Here is a 20,300-nt window from a genome sequence, read left to right as displayed (position 1 = left end):
CTAGCATATAGCTAGCTTTTTATCATTCATTTAAACAAAATTAAAAATGGTTAGATGCGATGAACAGAAGTTGTGTTAGTTGTTCCACTTGGAACTAATGCACCTGATACCATAACTATAGTATCACCTTGTTTAACATTACAAATTTTAACTGCCATTTCTTTACCTAAACGGTAGAAATCGTCTGTTGAATTAATTGCATCAATTAAAATAGGTTCAACACCTTTAGATAATGCTAATTGATTAACAGTTTTTTGGCTTGAAGATAGCGCCAAAATACGAGCCGTTGGGAAATAATGGCGAAGTTCACGAGCTGATTTACCACTACGAGTTGCAACAACTATTAATGGAACATTTAATCGTTCTGCGATTTCCACAGCACCACAACATACAGCAGCAGTAATACGTAATGTTTCTTCTTTAGTTGTTAACTCTAATTTAGCTGGAATAGTGCCATCAGTACGTTTACAAATAGTCGCCATCACGCTAACTGCTTCAAATGGATATTTACCTTTAGCACTTTCACCAGATAACATAACTGCATCTGTACCATCAATGATCGCATTAGCAACATCACCCGCTTCAGCACGAGTAGGGCGTGGATTTTTGATCATTGAATCTAACATTTGCGTTGCCGTAATAACTGGTTTTGACGCTTTGTTACATTTTTTGATCATCATTTTTTGAGCAAAAATAACTTCTTCAACCGCGATTTCTACACCTAAGTCACCACGAGCAACCATGATACCGTCAGATGCTTCAAGAATTTCATCAAAATTATCTAAACCTTCTTGGTTTTCGATTTTAGAGATGATTTTAATTTCTTCACCGCCGTGAGCTTTAAGATGAGCACGAATATCTTCTACGTCAGAACGTTTACGGATAAATGATGCTGCAATAAAGTCAACGCCTTGCTCACAACCAAAAATTAAATCATTTTTATCTTTTTCAGCAAGTGCAGGTAATTTAATTGAAACGCCAGGTAAGTTAATACCTTTGTTTTCACCAAGGTCACCGTTATTCAATACTTTACAAATAACTTCGTTACCTTTGATTTCTTGAACATCCATAGCGATTAAGCCATCATCCACCAACACTCGGTTACCTGGTTTTAGATCTTGAGCGAAACCTTTATAAGTAACTGCTACACGTTCTGAGTTACCAACTACATTTTCATCTGTAGTAAAAGTGAAAGTTTGACCCGCTACTAGTGATACATCATTACCACCTTCAAGCTTAATAGTTCGGATTTCAGGCCCTTTGGTATCCAGCATAATGGCTGCTTTCAAGCCAGTTTCTTGCATTACTTCACGTAAGTTTTTAATTCGATTACCATGCTCTTCAAAATCACCATGAGAGAAGTTTAAACGCATTACATTCATGCCTGCATTTAATAATTTTGTTAACATCTCTTTTGATTCGGATTTTGGACCTATAGTACAAACAATTTTTGTCTTTTTCATAATATTATCTACTAGTTGTTAAAGTTAATGTACAAATTTGAATAAATGGTTTTAATTAAAAATATTTAAACAAAAAAAACCAATGCTAATGCATTGGTATAAAAAGGGGAAGAGTAACTTCTTTAAGTTACTCTTATAAAAAACCATATTTAAAGAATTAATTAATTTCATCAAAAAACGGTATCCTTAAAACTTTTTATATTATAGTCTTATCGACATTTTAAATAAAGTTTTTTATCAAAAAACTAAACATCATTTGCTTAAGAAAAAGTAGAATTTCATTCTTGTATACAATTTCAGCTTAGAAGTTATAAAAGATATTCAATCAAATTACATCAGATCCTTAAGTTGGTAAATTAATTCATTATCTTTATTTTTTAATGTTAATTGTTCGTTGTTCAAAATAACTGATGCACCATTTTGAATTAATTGAGTAATAATAGTATCTAATTTATCCAATTGGTTATCTTCACAAACCATGTGTGTTATATTTAATGTAGGACTTATAATCGTATCATTTATTAATGTTACTTTGGTTGTAAAATAATTACACATTTGTCCTGAAATGTTTAGGTTTTCACCAAACTCAAGTTCTGCATGTTTATCAGGTGAAATATCTTGACCATTAGCTTTAATTAACACAAAGCGATGGTGCAGCAAATCTTCTGCTTTAACCTTGTTGGATTGATCACAACCTGTCATTATTAGAGTTCCAATAAGTAGTACAGCTAATAGTAAAGTCTTTTTCATCTTAATTCCTAATAGAAGGTTAAATTTGTTATAATGAATTCAATTAAAAATTGGATACGATTATTTTACTTTTATGTTAACTCAACAGCAAATTAAATCTTTAGAATCAATGACTTTCTTAGATAAATACAAAATAAGAAAGCTTTCAAATAAAATACCAAATTTTAACGATATTCAATCAGCTATTAATCAAGCTGTTGAACATTATCATGACCGATTAAAATCGTTACCTAATCACATTAATTTTCCTGATAATTTACCTGTAGTCGATAAAAAACAGACGATATCCGAAGCAATAAAAAATAATCAAGTTGTGATTATTGCCGGAGAAACTGGTTCAGGAAAGACCACGCAAATACCTAAAATATGCTTAGAATTAGGTTTAGGGGTCAAAGGTCTCATTGGTCATACCCAACCGAGAAGACTAGCTGCTCGCTCGGTTGCAAATCGTATAGCAGAAGAATTAAATACAGAAATAGGGCAATTAGTAGGTTATAAAGTTAGATTTTCAGATCATATCAGTGAAACTACCTTAGTTAAACTTATGACTGACGGGATTTTATTAGCAGAAATTCAGCAGGATAGATTATTACTTCAATATGATACGATTATTATTGATGAAGCTCATGAACGTAGTTTAAATATCGATTTTATTTTAGGTTATTTGAAACAATTATTACCTAAACGCCCTGATTTAAAGGTCATTATAACTTCAGCGACAATTGATGTTGAACGTTTTTCAAACCATTTTAATCAGGCGCCTATTATTGAAGTGTCTGGGAGAACTTATCCTGTTGAAGTTAGATACCGCCCAACTATTTTTACTGAGGATTCTGAAAACGATAAAAATAATGATTTTCAACCTATTATTGATGCAATCGATGAATTATCAGCTGAAAGTGCTGGGGATATTTTAATTTTTCTAACTGGAGAGCGAGAAATACGTGATCTGGCTGAAACATTAAAAAAATTAGAGCTCAAGCATACCGAAATTTTACCTTTATATGCGAGATTATCTGCAACTGAGCAAAATCGTATCTTTCAATCACACACTGCAAGGCGAATTGTTTTAGCAACAAATGTAGCGGAAACATCGTTAACTGTTCCAGGTATTAAATATGTTATCGACCCGGGTTTAGCAAGAATTAGTCGTTACAGCTATCGTACCAAAGTTCAACGGTTACCGATTGAGCCTATTTCTCAAGCGTCAGCAAATCAACGCAAAGGGCGTTGCGGTAGAACTTCCGATGGTATTTGTATCCGTCTATATGATGAACAAGATTTTTTATCTCGACCAGAATTCACTGAGCCCGAAATTCTCCGAACCAATTTAGCTTCAGTTATATTGCAAATGACATCATTGGGATTAGGTGATATAACGGCTTTTCCATTTGTTGAGTCTCCTGATTCTAGGTATATTCGTGATGGGGTACGGCTATTAGAAGAATTAGGTGCTATATATACTAAACATCATCATTATCATTTAACCGAGATAGGGCGAATTTTATCGCAATTACCAATCGATCCTAGACTAGCTAGAATGTTGGTTGAAGCGAGACGATTAGGTTGTATAAAAGAAATAATGATTATTACGGCTGCATTATCTATACAAGATCCTAGAGAACGACCATTTGATAAGCAACAAGCTTCAGATGAGAAACATCGTAGATTTGCAGATAAGGAATCTGATTTTATCTCACTGATTAATTTATGGAACTATGTAGCAAGTCAACAAGCTGAGTTGTCTGGTAATCAATTTAGACGATTATGTCAAAAAGAATATCTTAATTATCTTAGAATTCGTGAATGGCAAGATGTTTATACGCAAATTAGGCAAACAGTTAAACAACTCGCTTTTCCTATTAACAGCCAATTAGCTGATTACCGATCACTACATACGGCACTGTTAAGTGGCTTGTTATCGCATGTTGGAATGAAAGAAATTGAAAAGCATGAATATATTGGTGCAAGAAATATTAAATTTTCTATTTTTCCAAATTCAGCCATTTTCAAAAATCAACCCAAATGGTGTATTGCTAGTGAACTTGTCGAAACAAGCCGATTGTGGGGCAGAACGGCAGCTAAAATTGAAGCAGAATGGATCGAACCAATAGCCAAACATCTAGTAAAATATAGTTATAGCGAACCTAGGTGGTCTAAAAAACAGGGAACGACTATTGCTAATGAAAAGGTGACGTTATTCGGCTTACCAATTCTTGCCAGTCGCATAATTAATTATAGTAAAATTGATCCAATATTAAGTCGTTCTTTATTTATTCGCCATGCTTTAGTTGAGGGCGATTGGCTGACTAATCATATTTTTTATAAACAGAATCAGAATTTAATTAATGAAGTAGAAGATCTTGAACATAAGTCTCGGCGTCAAGATATTCTAATTGATGATGATGACCTGTATGATTTTTATGATAAACGAATAGACAAATCAATTATTTCTGCAAAGCATTTTGATACTTGGTGGAAAAACAAAAAAAAAGTTGATCCTGATTTTTTGAATGTTGAAAAAAATATGTTGATTAAACAATCAGCACAACCGGTAAAACTTAATGATTATCCTGATTTTTGGTATCAGGATAATTTGAAATTACCATTAACTTATCAATTTGACATTGGTAATTCTCGTGACGGTGTAACAATATCTATTCCGCTTAATGTATTAAATCAAATAAAAAATAAAGGATTTGACTGGCAAGTTCCTGGTTTTCGCTATGATTTAATTATTGCTTTAATCAAATCGTTGCCTAAATCATTACGTAAAAGTTTAGTTCCTGCACCTAACTATGCTGATGCGTTTTTAAGTAGAGTCAATTCAACCGAGCATCCTTTACTTGAAGCATTAGAAAATGAATTTAGAAAAATGACGGGCGTTAGAATTAAATCCACCGATTGGCAGTTAGATCAAATACCCAATTACCTTAAGATGAATTTTAGTATTGTAGATCATCATCATGAAATTGCTTATGGTAAAGATCTAATGAAGCTTAAAGAACAACTTAAGAGCGAAGTTCAAAAGGCTTTATCATCATTGACTCAAAAAAAATCATTACAAATAGAGCAAAGTAATATTACCGATTGGGATTTTGGTGTGTTACCAAGTATATACGAAGAAAAACAGAATAATTACACAGTCAAAGCTTATCCTGCAATCATTGATAACCAAAATTCGGTTAGCATAAAACTCGTTGATTCAATTGAAGAACAAAGGCGATTGACAATGCTTGGAATTAGGCGGCTGTTGATTTTAAATATTCCATCGCCAATAAAATATCTACATGAAAAGTTACCAAATAAATCTAAATTAGGCTTATATTTTAATTCGTTTGGTACTGTACTTAATCTTATTGATGATTGTATTGCTTGCGGAATAGATCATTTAATTAAAAAGAATAATCAGAAGGTTCATAATCAAGAACAATTTCAACAATTATTAACTTATACTAAAAATCATATCAATGAAACAGTGGTAGATATTGCAAAACAAGTTGAATCAATATTAACTCTTCATTTTAATATTAATAAAAAATTAAAAGGTCGAGTTGATTTATCCTTAGCATTTGCATTATCAGACATAAAACAGCAGGTTAGTGAATTAATTTATAAAGGTTTTGTTGCCAAAACAGGTTATGACAAACTACACGACATTTATCGTTATTTATCTGCTATTGAAAAACGTTTAGAGAAGCTTAGTATTAATATTGCGAAAGATAGACAAGCGATGAGTGTTATCGAAGATGTAAAAAATGAATATCAAAATTGGGTGAATAGTTTGCCAGAAAATCAAAAAACATTGGGCAAAGTTACCAATATAAGATGGATGATAGAAGAACTTAGAGTCAATCTATTTGCTCAGCAACTTGGAACACCATTTCCAATTTCTGCAAAACGGGTAAAACAACAAATTGAAATGGTATCTTCTGAATTGTGATAAAAAATCGAGTTGTAAAAAAGGGCGTTTAGACGCCCATTTTTATTATTTATAAAGATCAACAAATACTGTGATATTTGGTCCTTTTGAATCGTGAGCAATTCGAGCAATGTGGTAATATTTTGCACCGCCTTCAATAGCACGTTTTCCGGCTTGATAGGAAATTTCCTGATCAGTTACATAATATCCTCTGAACTTTATCGTATCAAAAGCAACCATCTTAGCAGCTGTTGCGTCATTAAGTTCCTGAATTTTTCGCCCATCAGACAGCGTAACCGTATAACGAGTAACTCTTTGAGGTTCGGTAACTACAGAGTTGTTTGTTCCACTATCTGATGGTGTTGCAACTTTAGCAGTTGTGGCTGTAGTTGTGGTAGTGCTTTTTTCAATAACTTTATTATTAAATTTATCTGCATAATATTTTTCATTGAATGCAGAAGAGGAATAATAACCAGGTTTTTCAACTTGCATTGCGGCTTCACCACCTTGAGCTAAGGCCAATTGACCGGCCTCAGAGTCATAAGGTATTGCGTTTTCAGGTTGTAACTTACGTTCTGGAGCATCTTTTTTAAACAAATAAGCAGCTATTTGTAAATTACTCCCTAATTCTGAACGAGAATCAATATAGAAACCATATGCACCTTGAGCAGATGCTTCTTTAGCTATAGCTTGGTTTATATCATAATCAGTTGGAAAGTAACCACGAATACGCACAATATTAAATGGCTCTAAACGAATAGCTTTTGATTTTGGGTATTCATATACTCCTTCAAACTTACGTAAAGTTTCTGTTTTTTCGACAGCTTTAGGTGCATCTGATTTGTATAATTTTGCGTAAACAATACGTAATGTATCATTGGAAGGACTAATATTTGTTGTTGTTATATAAAAAGAAGCTGCACCCTCATTATCTGCAGCTTTTGACATAGCCATAACATAATCGCTATCAGTATAAAATGCACCACGAATTGTAATACTTTTAAAAGATTGCATACTGTTGGCTTGTTCTTCTGTTAATTGCTGTGCAGCAAAAGAACAAAAAGGAATAAGCGCGACAGAGATAGCGATAATTGTTTTTTTTAAACTTGTCATATAAAAAACCTTACAATAAATTTTCGATTATTTTAGCACAAATAAATTCAATTTACTAAATCTATTAAAGCTTCCAAATTATTAATATATATGTATTTACCTTTAGCTGATAAAATATTTTGCTCTTGCATTTTTGATAAATTACGACTAACAGTTTCAATGGTTAATCCTAAATAATTAGCTATATCGGCACGACTCATTGATAATTTTATACTTAAAGAAGTGTGTCCTCTCTGCTGATATCGAAGGTAAAGAGAGTAAATAAAAGTGGCGAGACGTTCATCGGATTTTTTCTGAGAGTAACATAGAACCAATTTTTGATAATTATAAATATCGGCACTTAGTAATTTCAATACTAAATCTCTAACATCTTTATGAGTATCAATCATGTTCATCAATTCATCATAATAAAGTTCACAGATTGATGTATTGCTTAACGCTTGAACATTATTGTTATAAACTTTTGTTGAAATAGCGTCTAATCCAACAATATCTCCAGGTAAATAAAATCCATTAATTTGTTCATTGTTATCAGGTGTTGTTACAAAAGTTTTGAGTGCACCAGAGTGAACAATGAAAAATTTTTTTAATGGTTTTTTTGCTTTAACTATTATTTCGTCCTTGGAATAAGATTTTTTACGTTCTAAAACACTACTTAATGTATTGTTGAGTAACCTTGGAACACACAGTCCGCTAATACTACATAATTCACACGGAACAGAATAACTATTGGAACGTAATGTCTTATAAATACTATGCATATTATCCTAAATATAAACGCAATAAATTTGGGGGTGATAAGGGTACCATATATTGCGATAAAACAAAAATCACCCATTTCTTGTTTATTTTATTATTCAATAAAAAGAAAAGGAATAGAAAATCACCGTTAAATTTTTTACTTATCATAAAGAAAAGATAAGTAATTTAAATAATATAAATCAATTTTTTGAAAAAAAATAGTGTTTTACAGATTTAAAATCGTTGATTGAAGATAACTTACTAAATGGATTCTATTTAATATTTATTATTTAACATAATATACATTATGCGCACTAAAATAATTTTATAATAGGGATGCTAAATGATGCTAAATCATGATGCAAATTTAAATAATAAAAGGTTTTCATTGCTATCATAGCTATCATAAGATGTCGGCTCTTAATACCCAGGATGTTGTTTGCTAAAAATCAATATCAATATAACTCTATCCATATTGCATTATTTTTCTGTTGTTATAGATATAGATTATGTATATGTAATTGAAACTTATTTAAACCAACTTAAACCAATCGATAGTAAATTTTGCAGCTAACATCAGAAAATATTACGAGACATCGAATTATGATTTTTTAACTAACCACTAACTAACCACTTTTAATCATTATCATTTATAAACATAATCATTTATAAACATAATTAAGGAATATTTTATGAATTATTATAAAGAGGTTTTCTTCTAAGTATTTTAATACATCAGGAGGAAATATGATGATTAAAGTCATCAATAACATTAAAGGTTATAAATCGACGATGGATTTCATTACTATCACTCATGAAATCCATTGACCAACACTCTCTTAGACTGCTTGTGGTACTGATAATGGCTCTGAATAACGTAATGGCAATTGTTTATTACAGATATTGAGTTTTAATTGACAATAAAGCCGATAAAACCGTTTATGATTCCACGTATATCCTCATTTCCTGATTGGATGAAAACACTTAGGAAATTCTCAACATCTTAGTTTTTACGATCTGACGTGGCACTATAGCTTTTTTATTATTTTTTGCTGCTGAGAAGTTAAACTTAATTAAGCATACATCTGTTTGAGTTTACGATTTTCAGCTTACAGTTGTTTTAATATCCCAAGATTGCATACCGCCTTATTTATCTCTCCATTTATAAAAAGCACACAGCCATATTATATTGACGGTAAAGCTCTTTAACAGTAACACCTGCTTTAGATTGTTTTAATAATATCTAGACTGTTTTGTGCTCTGATAATTTTTTTCATATTGAAATTCTCCTCGAAAATATTATAGCGAATTTGCTACTTTTTTATGTACTATTTTAATAGAATTATAATCTAATTAAATTTCTCTATAAAATTCAATTGTTAACCTCCCTATTAAAGCTAGCAACATTAAAGCATTAAATTTTAAACAAAATGTCTCAGTGGATATTAAGAATGGTGGAATGATTAGAAATAAATTTAAAAGGTAATTTTTATTAATAAGTATTTTCCTTTATTTATTAATTCCAATACCGCAAATTGGTCAATATGATAAAACAATAAAATATAATTATAATGGTTCTATTCTCTTTTTTAAGTTATTATAACAACCCTCCTTTCTTATAAAATAAATTGATATTAATCAATATATTGGAGTTAGAATAATGTATATTATGTTAAATATAACGCATTATTGCGAACTAAGATTGAATTTATTATTCATCTAAATATTTATCAATAATTACATTTTAATAACAATATCATTTATTTTTTACCAATAAAATCAGTTCGCTACCTGGAGACGATTGTTTAAGAATATGTGTTTTAATCTTACCCCAAACTTGCATTTCACAAGCTTTACAATTAAATTTTAGGATTAACTCTTCATTATTACTTTGAACTAATTTCATTGGAGTTACTTTGGTTTTTACTCCTAAAATGCCTTTAGCTTGTTTGGGACATAAATTAAACGCAAATCTAAGACAATGCTTGGTCGTCATTAAAGGTACGTCATCTTTAACTTCATGTGCTTCAAATGCACTATCAATCAATTTAACCCCATGTATAGCATAAAATTCACGAGCTTTCTGATTATAAACATTAGCCAAAAAGCTTAATTGTTGTTCTGGATATGTTGGCACTGGACAAACTTCTGGTTTACGGTTATTTCTACAATAATGATTTAAACGTTCTAATGATAATTTATCAATGATATCTCGTCTTAATTGGTTTAATTGACTGCTCGGAATAAAATAAATATTTTTTAAATTAATAATGATTTCAGATTGATAATATGTCGTTTGACCTAACTTTGATAAACTGTCTCTAATAGTATTTAGTGCTTTATCCTGTTGTTTGGCTAATTCGAATTGACCTTTTAGTTCAATATTAACGCAACTACCCTCTTCGCTTGTTGCGAATAATTGTATGCTATTTGTGCTATTTTTAAGCTCAAACTTCACACCGATTCGACGAGAACTTGATTCTTTTAATAAAATTTGTTGCCAATTATGATCCAAATTACGATTAATTTGATAAGGTAATTTTATGGAATGTAATGCATTAGGTATTTCATTAGAAAATACTCGATAAAGATTATTAGTAATTTTTTCTACTTTATCTGCTCTAAAACCTAAAATTTCTCGTTTAATTAATACATTTAAACCATCACCATTGATTAACGGATTTTCTGATTTGATATCAATTGATTGTTTAGCAATTTTTATGATTTCACCTATAGGTAACCCAATAAATTTGGGAGAATCAAAAGCACCAATATTGGGTTGTCTACCACGAACAAAATAATCGGTAGCTCCTCGATGAAATGTTCTATTTGGATCTGGAGCAAAAAAGAGTTCTGTTTTACCACTTGATGCCTTTATAAAATCTGTGTTCATTTCTAAGATTTCATCTAATTTTTTACGATAAAATGCGGTAATATTTTTTACATAACTCAAATCTTTATACCGACCTTCAATCTTAAAAGATCTTACCCCTGCTTGTATTAGCTGGATTAAGTTATCTGATTGGTTATTATCCTTCATTGATAAAAGATGCTTTTCATACGCTACAACTCGACTTTGATCGTCTTTCAATGTAAATGGTAAGCGGCATGCTTGGGAACAATCACCTCGATTGGCACTTCTGCCCGTTTGAGCATGAGAAATATAACATTGACCTGAAAATGCAACACATAAAGCACCATGAATAAAAAATTCGATATTGGCATCGATTTGTCGATGAATATTCGCTATTTCGGTTAGATTTAGTTCTCTAGCTAAAACTATTTGAGAAAAACCAACATCAGAGAGAAATTTAGCTTTTTCCGGCGTTCGAATATCCATTTGAGTACTAGCATGTAGATCGATTGGTGGAATATCCAAGGCTAATATTCCCATATCTTGAACTATTAAAGCATCTACACCTGCATTATATAGTTGCCAAATTAGTTGTCTTGCAGCTTCAAGTTCATTGTCATGAAGAATGGTATTTAAAGTTACAAAAACTTTGACATAAAAATGATGAGCAAATTCGACTAATTTAGCAATATCATTTACTGAATTACCTGCATTATGACGAGCACCAAAATGGGGACCGCCAATGTAAATAGCATCAGCTCCATGTAATATAGCTTCTTTTGCAATTTCTATATTTTTTGCAGGACTAAGTAATTCTAATTTATTGTTAGTGATATTTTGCCGATACATAAAAAATACTCAGGGAATATAATAGTTTGAAATGATCATTACATTTTAAAATGGCAAATAGAATAAATATTTGCCATTAGTGTTTTTTAATCAAATTTTTTAATCAATATAAGATTGATTACGTAATGCTTCAATACGTTTATCTAAAGGTGGATGAGATAAAAATAATTGCGAGAACTTAGCTTTCTTTTCACCATTGATACAAAATGCCAATATTGAGGCTTCTTCGTTTGGTTCATGGCTTATTTTTAGTTTTTCTAATGCGGCTATCATTTTAGTTGAGCCAACCAATTTTGCTGAACCTGCATCGGCATGAAATTCTCGGTAACGCGAGAACCACATCGCAACCATACTAGCTAAGATTCCAAAAATAGTTTCAAATATCATCGCAATCACATAGTAAGCTATATCAGCTAATGTTTCACTACGTTCTTCCAATGCTTTAGCAAACACAGAGGCTATAATTCGTGAAATGAAGATAACAAACGTATTTAGTACACCTTGTAGGAGTGCCATAGTCACCATATCACCATTAGCAACATGACTCATTTCATGTCCGATTACGGCTTCAGCTTCGTCTTGAGTCATCGCTGACAACAGACCAGAACTTACTGCCACCAATGAATTGTTTTTAGTTGCGCCAGTTGCAAATGCATTAATATCATCAGCTTGATAAATTGCAACTTCTGGAGTTTTTATTTTTAGTATATTAGCTTGACGACTAACAATATCTACTAACCATTGTTCTTGAGCGTTGCGAGGATTTGTAATTTTTTCCCCACCTACAGAGCGCAGAGCCATTCTTTTGGATAAAAGAAGGGAAATAAAAGAACCACCAAAACCAAAAATAGCAGCAAATATGAGTAATCCTAATGTACTATGAGCGTTAACCCCAAAGATACTTAAAATTATACCAAATACAAACATAACAGCTAAGTTAGTTAGAATAAATAATCCAACTCGCATCATAAATAATTCCTCACTAATATTTTTCTAAAATAAATAATTTTACTCAATAAGATAAATAAAATTTAAAATATGATCGCAAAAATGTTTCATTACTACAACCTCTTTGATAGGAAATTTTGAAAGGATAATTTAAGTGGTTATTGAATAACCAACAACGTAATTGGAGGCAGTAAATTGATGTTAAGATTTAAGTTTTAAGATTTTGGCGGAGACCCTATCAGCCGCATCCCACACACATATTTTTTACTTTGGCTGCTTCCTTCCGGACCTGACCTGATGAGCAAAAAAATGTTGCAAGAGGACCCATAGAGCCTCCATTGAAGAGGCAGTATTATGCTTTAATTAGCAATTTATTACAATATTTTTTTATAAAAATTTAACCTTTCTGTCTTGTAATAACAACAGAAAGGTTATTACTTATAAAACGAAATTTAAGAACTAATTTAACTTATAGCGTTAAATTTTTCTCGATTCGTTCTCTAAATTTAATACCAGGTCTAAATGTCACAACTCGTCGAGCTGAGATATCAACACTTTCCCCGGTTTTTGGATTACGACCTGGTCGTGAATTTTTATCACGAACAGCAAAATTGCCAAATCCAGAAAGTTTAACCGGTTCACCTTTTTCTAAAGCAACTCGAATTTCTTCGAAAAAAAGTTCAACTAGGACTTTAGCTTCTTGACGATCAATATCAAATTTATCGGCAAGACGATCTGCAATATCAGCTTTAGTTAATGTCATAATTATTATTCTCTTAATTGGGCATTAAAACGATTTTGTAAAGCAATAATACATTTGCTTACAATGTTTGTTATATCTTCTTCTTCCAGTGTACGTGATTTGTCTTGTAAAATCAAACTGATAGCAAGGCTTTTCTGGTTTTTTTCGATATTTTCGCCTTGATAGACATCAAATAAATTAACTCTTATAAGCTGTTCACCACCAGCACGCTTACACTCAGTAATAATATCTGCTGCTGGTATAGTATTTGATACGACTACAGCTATATCACGCTTGTTAGACGGATATTTAGATAATTCATGAGCAACAGGAACTCTTTTGCCATTAATTTTATCTAAATTTATTTCAAAAACAAGCGTTTTACTATTTAAAGATAATTTTTTTTCAATTTCTGGATGTAAAACACCAAAATTGCCGATAAGCACGTCATTTATGTAAATTGCCGCACTTTGGCCGGGATGTAATGCCTCAAGTTCTGATTTTCTATATTCGACTTTGTCAATACAACCTAAAAGAGTGAATAGCAACTCTAGATCCCCTTTTAAGTCGTAAAAATCGATATGTTGTTTAGGTAATGTCCAGTGTTCTTCATAGAGGCTACCGGTCACAACACCTGAAAGCATCAATTCTTGACGAACGCCAAATTCATCTGAATTGTCAGGGATAAAACGCAAACCTGTTTCAAATAATCTCATTCGAGATTGTTGGCGGTTTTGGTTGTATAACACAGCATCTAATAATCCAGACCATAAGGACAAACGCATAACCGACATTTCACTCGAAATTGGGTTTGGTAATGTGATCTGTGCTTGTTGTGGATGTAATGCTTGTTGAATTTTAGGATCAACAAAACTATAAGTCACAGCCTCTTGATAACCTTTATCAACAAATAAATTTTTTACTCTAGACAAAGGAATCATACTTTCTGGTTTTGGCTTCATTACAGATTCAATCTTCAAATTCACATTAGGAATGTTGTTATAGCCATAAATACGAGCGACTTCTTCAACTAAGTCTTCTTCAATTTGTAAATCAAATCGCCAACTAGGTGATTTTACCGTCCAAACGTTTTCCTTATAGGAAACTTCACAACCTAATCTAATTAAAATGTCAGTAATTTTCTGAGTTTCAATTGAATAACCAATAATTCGATCTACTTTATTTCTACGTAATTGAATTGTAGCTTGTGCAGGAAGTTCTTGTTCGTTGGTAACTTCAGTGATTGGACCAACATCACCACCACAAATATCAATGATTAATTGTGTTGCTCTTTCTATAGCAGAAAATTGTAAATAAGGATCAACACCTCGTTCATAACGATGAGAGGCTTCAGTATGTAAGCCATACTCACGTGCTTTTCCTATTATAGCTAAAGGAGAAAAGAATGCTGATTCAAGGAAGATATCTTTAGTTGTATTAGTAACACCTGATTTCTCCCCCCCCATAATACCAGCTATAGCTAAAACTTTTTGATGATCGGCAATTACTAATGTTTCTTCATTAAGTTCAACTTCATTACCATTGAGTAACACAAGTTTTTCTGCTTGATTTGCATAACGAACAACTATACCCTTTTCTATCTCGGCTAAATCAAACGCATGCATTGGGTGACCAAGTTCTAATAAGACGTAGTTAGTAATATCGACAATTGCGTCGATAGAACGAATACCACCCCGACGTAACTTTTCTCTCATCCACAGTGGCGTAGTTGCATTAACATTGATATTTTTAATGATTCGGCCTAAATACCGAGGAGCAGCATTAGTTTCATTAACTTGTATTGACAAAGTATCTTGAATAGTAGGCGTAAATTCTTGAATTTTCAATTCTTTAACTGGAATATTATTCACAGCAGAAATATCTCTTGCAACACCAATGATGCCGAAACAATCGGCACGGTTTGGTGTTACACTAATATCAATCATTACATCATCTAAATTTAAATATTGTCGTATATCTTGTCCTAAAGGGGCATCCTCTGGTAATTCAATAATTCCATTGTGATCGTCGGAAATGCCTAACTCAGAATAAGAACACAACATCCCTTCCGATGGTTCACCTCGGAGTTTTGCTGCTTTGATTTTAAAATCGCCTGGTAATACAGCGCCAATTGTGGCACAAGCTACGGTTAAACCTTGACGACAATTAGGTGCGCCACAAACAATATCCAATAATTCTGGTTTACCAATATCTACTTTGGTTACTCGTAATTTGTCAGCATTAGGATGTTGTTTACATTCAACAACTTTTCCCACTACTACACCGGTAAAATCACCAGCAACTTTTTCAATATCATCTACTTCTAAACCAGCCATAGTTAACTGGTCAGCTAGTTTTTCGCTACTTATTTCTGGATTGATCCATTCACGTAGCCAACTTTCACTAAATTTCATGTTTTGATCTCCAGAATTAATTAAATTGCTTTAAAAAACGTAAATCATTTTCAAAGAAAGAACGTAAATCAGTGACACCGTAACGCAACATGGTCAACCTCTCTATTCCCATTCCAAATGCGAAACCACTATACACTTCAGGATCTATCCCTACATTGCGTAGTACATTCGGATGAACCATACCACAACCTAAGACTTCTAACCATTTACCATTTTTAGCCTTAATATCCACCTCTGCAGAAGGTTCCGTAAAAGGGAAATATGCTGGTCTAAATCTGATTTCCATATTATCTTCAAAGAAACAATGAAGGAAATCATGTAACAAGCCTTTCAAATGGGTAAAACTGATATCTTTATCAACCAATAAACCTTCCATTTGATGGAACATTGGTGTGTGAGTCTGATCGTAATCATTACGATAAGTTCTTCCCGGTGCAATAATCCGGATTGGTGGTTTCTGATTTTCCATAGTTCGGATTTGAACGGTTGAAGTTTGGGTACGTAATAAACGTTTTGCATCAAACCAAAAGGTGTCATGATCAGCACGAGCAGGATGGTGTGCTGGGATATTTAATGCATCAAAATTATGATAATCATCTTCAATTTCTGGTCCAGTCTCAACAACAAAACCTAGTTCACCAAAAAATTCCACTAACCGATTAATTGTTTTAGTAACCGGATGTAACCCGCCTAATTCAAGTGATTTGCCTGGAAGTGTGATATCAATAGTTTCATTTGCTAATTTTGCATTAAGAGCCTGACGCTCTAAAAAATTACGCTTTTGATTTAATAATTCAATAACTTGTTGTTTAGCATCATTAATCTTCTGACCTACAGCTGGTCGCTCATCGGCGGAAACATCACGTAAAGAAGCCATTTGCATGGTAAAATAGCCTTTCTTACCAAAATATTCTACACGAATCTGCTCGATGGTATTAATATCATTAGCACTTTCAATAGCAGATTTGGCATTGTTTACCAGTTCAACTAATTGAGACATACAGTTCTCCTGCTTATTATTTATTACATAAAAAAAGCCTCTTCTGAGGCTTTTATAATTATTTTTCGTTTTTCATTTGCCTCATGAACGAATAGCAATACTGAAGCTAAAAAAGAAACGAAAAATAACTAGATTCATAATCAACGCTTAAATAATTAAGATTATAAAACATAAAAGCCGAGATAACTCGGCTCTTATAAAGCTATTAAAGTGCAGCTTTTGCTTTTTCAACTAATGCAGCAAATGCATTTTTATCAAATACTGCAATATCAGCAAGGATCTTACGATCGATTTCAATTGAAGCCTTCTTTAAACCATTAATGAAACGGCTATAAGAAAGACCACATTGACGAGCAGCAGCATTGATACGTACAATCCATAATTGACGGAATTGACGTTTACGTTGACGACGGTCACGGTAAGCATATTGTCCTGCTTTAATTACTGCTTGGAAAGCAACACGATATACACGTGAACGAGCACCATAATACCCTTTTGCTTGTTTTAAAATTTTCTTGTGACGTGCACGAGCAATAACACCACGTTTAACACGAGCCATAAACTATATCCTCTAAATAATTAATCAATATTTAAGCGTATGGAACACACGCCACTACTAAACCTAAATCGCCTTTTGACACAGTAGTCAAACCACGTAAATGACGTTTACGTTTAGTTGATTTTTTAGTTAGGATATGGCTCTTGTTAGCTTGTTTATGCTTAAAGCCACCAGAAGCTGTTTTTTTAAAGCGCTTTGCTGCGCCTCTTACAGTTTTAATTTTAGGCATTTTATAATTCCTACTTCGCATTGTTAATAAAAATAAAATAATGGTGTAATTTTTAGAAAACTAAAGATTAACTTGTAAAACCATTACTTCTTCTTCGGCGCTAACACCATAATCATTTGACGACCTTCAATCTTAGTTGGATAAGATTCAATTACCGCCAAATCAGCTAAGTCTTCTTTAATGCGATCAAGCATTTCTGTACCTAACTGTTGGTGAGCCATTTCACGTCCACGAAAGCGCAACGTGACTTTAGCTTTATCGCCATCTTCAAGAAAGCGAATCAGGCTGCGGAGTTTTACCTGATAGTCGCCTTCGTCTGTACCAGGTCGGAATTTAATTTCCTTAACCTGAACAACCTTTTGCTTCTTCTTCTGTTCTTTTGTTGCTTTACTCTTTTCATAGAGGAACTTGCCATAATCCATAATTCGACAAACAGGTGGCTCTGCATTAGGACTTATTTCAACTAAATCTAACGTTGCTTCTTCAGCTTGCTTTAAAGCTTCATCTAAGCTAACAATACCGAGCTGTTCACCATCGACGCCGGTTAACCTCACCTCGCGAGCGGTAATCTCATCATTGATCTTATGCGCGCGTGTTGACTGAATTCGTTTACTGACTTTAATATCTCATTCCTCCAAAGTAATTTATCATTAATTCATCTGTTCTAATGAACGACTATGAATTTCATTAAGCAATAATTCTATAACATGTTTCACTTCAAAGCTACCAAGATCTTTACCTTGGCGAGTTCTAACTGAAATTGTTCCTGATTCCATCTCTTTGTCTCCACAAACAAACATATAAGGAACGCGTTTTAGAGTATGCTCGCGAATTTTAAACCCAATTTTCTCATTTCTCAAGTCTGCTTTTGCTCTAATACCGATTTTTTGTAGTTGTTCGGTTAATTGTTTTGCATAATCAGCTTGATTATCGGTGATATTAATAACGGCAACTTGTAATGGTGCTAACCAAGTTGGGAAGAAACCAGCACAATCTTCGGTTAAAATTCCCATAAAGCGTTCCATCGAACCTAAAATCGCTCGGTGAATCATAACCGGAACGTGACGTTCGTTATCTTCACCAACATATGTTGCATCTAATCGTTCTGGCAACATAAAGTCGAGTTGAATAGTACCACACTGCCATGCACGACCTAAGCAATCATGAAGTGTAAATTCGATTTTTGGTCCATAAAAAGCACCTTCACCAGGTAAATACTCAAATTCAATGCCATTTTCTGTTAAACATTCAGCTAAATCTTTCTCAGCTAAATCCCAAGTTTCATCTTTACCAATGCGTTTTTCTGGGCGAGTAGATAATTTAACGGTGATGTCTTTGAAACCAAATGTGCTATAAGTATCATAAACCATTTTGATACAGTTATTAACTTCACTTCGAATTTGGCCTTCAGTACAGAAGATATGCGCATCATCTTGAGTAAAACCTCGAACTCGCATTAAACCATGCAAAGATCCAGATGGTTCATTACGATGACAACTACCAAATTCGGCCATGCGTAGTGGTAAATCACGATATGATTTTAAGCCTTGATTAAAAATCTGAACATGGCCTGGACAGTTCATTGGTTTAATACAGTATTCACGATTTTCTGATGAGGTAACAAACATTAACTCTTTATAGTTGCCCCAATGCCCTGTTTTTTCCCATAATACACGATCCATCATAAATGGACCTTTCACTTCTTGATAATCGTATTCTTTTAGTTTGGTACGAACAAAAACTTCAAGTTCACGGAAAATAATCCAACCATCATTATGCCAAAATACCATTCCAGGTGCTTCTTCCTGCATATGATACAGATCAAGCTGCTTACCAATTTTACGATGGTCTCGTTTAGCCGCTTCTTCTAAAAATTGTAAGTAGCTATCAAGTTGTTTCTTATCAGCCCATGCAGTACCATAAATACGTTGTAACATTTTATTGTCACTATTACCACGCCAATATGCTCCGGCGATTTTTTGCAATTTAAAATGGTGACAAAAACGCATATTAGGCACATGTGGCCCGCGACACATATCAATATATTCTTCGTGATGATAAAGCGCCGGCGTAGAATCTTTGGGGATATTTTCATCTAAAATAGCAATTTTATATGGTTCATGACGTTCCCAGAATACTTCTCTAGCGCGTTCCCAACTTACTACTTCTTTTTTTACTTCATAATCTTTTTTGGCCAATTCATGCATACGTTTTTCTAAAGCATCAAGATCTTCCTGAGTTAAAGAGTGATCTAAATCAACGTCATAATAAAAGCCATTATCAATTGTTGGTCCTATCGCCATCTGCGTATTTGGCCATAATTGTTTAATAGCATGACCTAATAAATGTGCACATGAATGACGAATAATTTCAAGCCCATCTTCGTCTTTTGCGGTAATAATAGCTAAGGTAGCATCTTGATCAATCACATCACACGCATCTTTACGCTCGCCATTAACACGACCAGCAATACAAGCTTTAGCAAGCCCTGCTCCAATACTTTGAGCAACTTCTAATACAGAAACCGGTTTATCGAATTGACGTTGACTTCCGTCAGGAAGAGTAATAATTGGCATAATAAATCCTTATAACAGTGGTGCGCCACACGAAAGCGCACATGCGTACATAAATAAATAGACGGAGTATACTATCACTTATCATAAGGATTTTAAATAGGTTTAAACTTGATTTAAAATTAGACTTTATTGATTTTATT

The 20,300-nt window shown here is 33.0% G+C and carries 15 protein-coding genes, 1 other RNA gene and 1 pseudogene; 1 reads left to right on the top strand and 16 read right to left on the bottom strand.

From position 1 onward, the window contains the following. Positions 1-50: 50 nt before the first annotated feature. Complete coding sequence (pykF, locus tag DKK79_RS07115) at positions 51-1,463, bottom strand: pyruvate kinase PykF (protein ID WP_034882116.1); 1,413 nt, start codon at positions 1,461-1,463, stop codon at positions 51-53. A 330-nt stretch (positions 1,464-1,793) separates the two neighbouring features. Then, the gene (locus DKK79_RS07110; protein WP_110423475.1) at positions 1,794-2,213 is read right to left on the bottom strand and encodes an META domain-containing protein; all 420 of its coding nucleotides are present in this window, start codon (positions 2,211-2,213) and stop codon (positions 1,794-1,796) included. Positions 2,214-2,286: 73 nt separating this feature from the next. Here DKK79_RS07110 and hrpA point away from each other — a divergent pair, with 73 nt between their 5' ends. Beyond that, a complete protein-coding gene (gene hrpA / locus DKK79_RS07105) occupies positions 2,287-6,156 on the top strand; it encodes an ATP-dependent RNA helicase HrpA (protein ID WP_110423474.1) in 3,870 nt (1,289 codons plus the stop codon). A gap of 45 nt (positions 6,157-6,201) precedes the next feature. Here hrpA and DKK79_RS07100 read toward each other — a convergent pair whose 3' ends face one another. From DKK79_RS07100 to thrS, 14 genes and pseudogenes are all read right to left on the bottom strand, one after another. After that, positions 6,202-7,248, bottom strand: a complete 1,047-nt coding sequence (locus tag DKK79_RS07100) for a YdgH/BhsA/McbA-like domain containing protein (RefSeq protein WP_220019074.1) — start codon at positions 7,246-7,248, stop codon at positions 6,202-6,204. 47 nt (positions 7,249-7,295) lie between these two features. Continuing rightward, positions 7,296-8,009: a helix-turn-helix domain-containing protein gene (locus DKK79_RS07095; protein WP_034882124.1), complete on the bottom strand. Its 714-nt coding sequence runs from the start codon at positions 8,007-8,009 to the stop codon at positions 7,296-7,298. A 724-nt stretch (positions 8,010-8,733) separates the two neighbouring features. After that, positions 8,734-8,948 (bottom strand): annotated as a pseudogene (locus tag DKK79_RS14915) (IS3 family transposase); the annotation flags it as partial. A gap of 797 nt (positions 8,949-9,745) precedes the next feature. Next, on the bottom strand, positions 9,746-11,692 hold the full coding sequence (locus DKK79_RS07090; RefSeq protein ID WP_110423473.1) for a peptidase U32 family protein: 1,947 nt from the start codon (positions 11,690-11,692) through the stop codon (positions 9,746-9,748). Positions 11,693-11,791: 99 nt separating this feature from the next. Beyond that, a complete protein-coding gene (gene htpX, locus DKK79_RS07085; RefSeq protein ID WP_034882128.1) occupies positions 11,792-12,661 on the bottom strand; it encodes a protease HtpX in 870 nt (289 codons plus the stop codon). Positions 12,662-12,873: 212 nt separating this feature from the next. Further along, positions 12,874-12,969: signal recognition particle sRNA small type (ffs, locus tag DKK79_RS07080), an RNA gene on the bottom strand. A 140-nt stretch (positions 12,970-13,109) separates the two neighbouring features. Further along, a complete protein-coding gene (locus tag DKK79_RS07075; RefSeq protein ID WP_034882129.1) occupies positions 13,110-13,403 on the bottom strand; it encodes an integration host factor subunit alpha in 294 nt (97 codons plus the stop codon). A gap of 5 nt (positions 13,404-13,408) precedes the next feature. Then, entirely contained in the window at positions 13,409-15,796 is a 2,388-nt protein-coding gene (pheT, locus tag DKK79_RS07070; protein WP_110423472.1) for a phenylalanine--tRNA ligase subunit beta, read from the bottom strand. 16 nt (positions 15,797-15,812) lie between these two features. Next, on the bottom strand, positions 15,813-16,796 hold the full coding sequence (pheS, locus tag DKK79_RS07065; protein ID WP_034882132.1) for a phenylalanine--tRNA ligase subunit alpha: 984 nt from the start codon (positions 16,794-16,796) through the stop codon (positions 15,813-15,815). A gap of 81 nt (positions 16,797-16,877) precedes the next feature. Then, positions 16,878-16,934 (bottom strand): pheST operon leader peptide PheM, encoded by a 57-nt coding sequence (gene pheM, locus DKK79_RS14910; protein ID WP_122983220.1) that lies wholly within the window; start codon positions 16,932-16,934, stop codon positions 16,878-16,880. Positions 16,935-17,001: 67 nt separating this feature from the next. Next, positions 17,002-17,355: a 50S ribosomal protein L20 gene (gene rplT / locus DKK79_RS07060; RefSeq protein ID WP_024496189.1), complete on the bottom strand. Its 354-nt coding sequence runs from the start codon at positions 17,353-17,355 to the stop codon at positions 17,002-17,004. 31 nt (positions 17,356-17,386) lie between these two features. Then, positions 17,387-17,584, bottom strand: a complete 198-nt coding sequence (gene rpmI, locus DKK79_RS07055; RefSeq protein WP_034882133.1) for a 50S ribosomal protein L35 — start codon at positions 17,582-17,584, stop codon at positions 17,387-17,389. An 83-nt stretch (positions 17,585-17,667) separates the two neighbouring features. After that, positions 17,668-18,207, bottom strand: coding sequence for a translation initiation factor IF-3 (infC, locus tag DKK79_RS07050; RefSeq protein WP_034882134.1), 540 nt, complete (start codon positions 18,205-18,207; stop codon positions 17,668-17,670). Positions 18,208-18,234: 27 nt separating this feature from the next. Beyond that, a complete protein-coding gene (gene thrS, locus DKK79_RS07045) occupies positions 18,235-20,160 on the bottom strand; it encodes a threonine--tRNA ligase (protein WP_034882135.1) in 1,926 nt (641 codons plus the stop codon). Between the last annotated feature and the right edge of the window lie 140 nt (positions 20,161-20,300).

It is taken from the genome of Gilliamella apicola (assembly GCF_003202915.1).
Classification (GTDB): Bacteria; Pseudomonadota; Gammaproteobacteria; order Enterobacterales; family Orbaceae; genus Gilliamella; species Gilliamella apicola_Q.
Note: the sequence above shows the minus strand (reverse complement) of the source record. Positions and strands in the feature narration are given on the sequence as shown.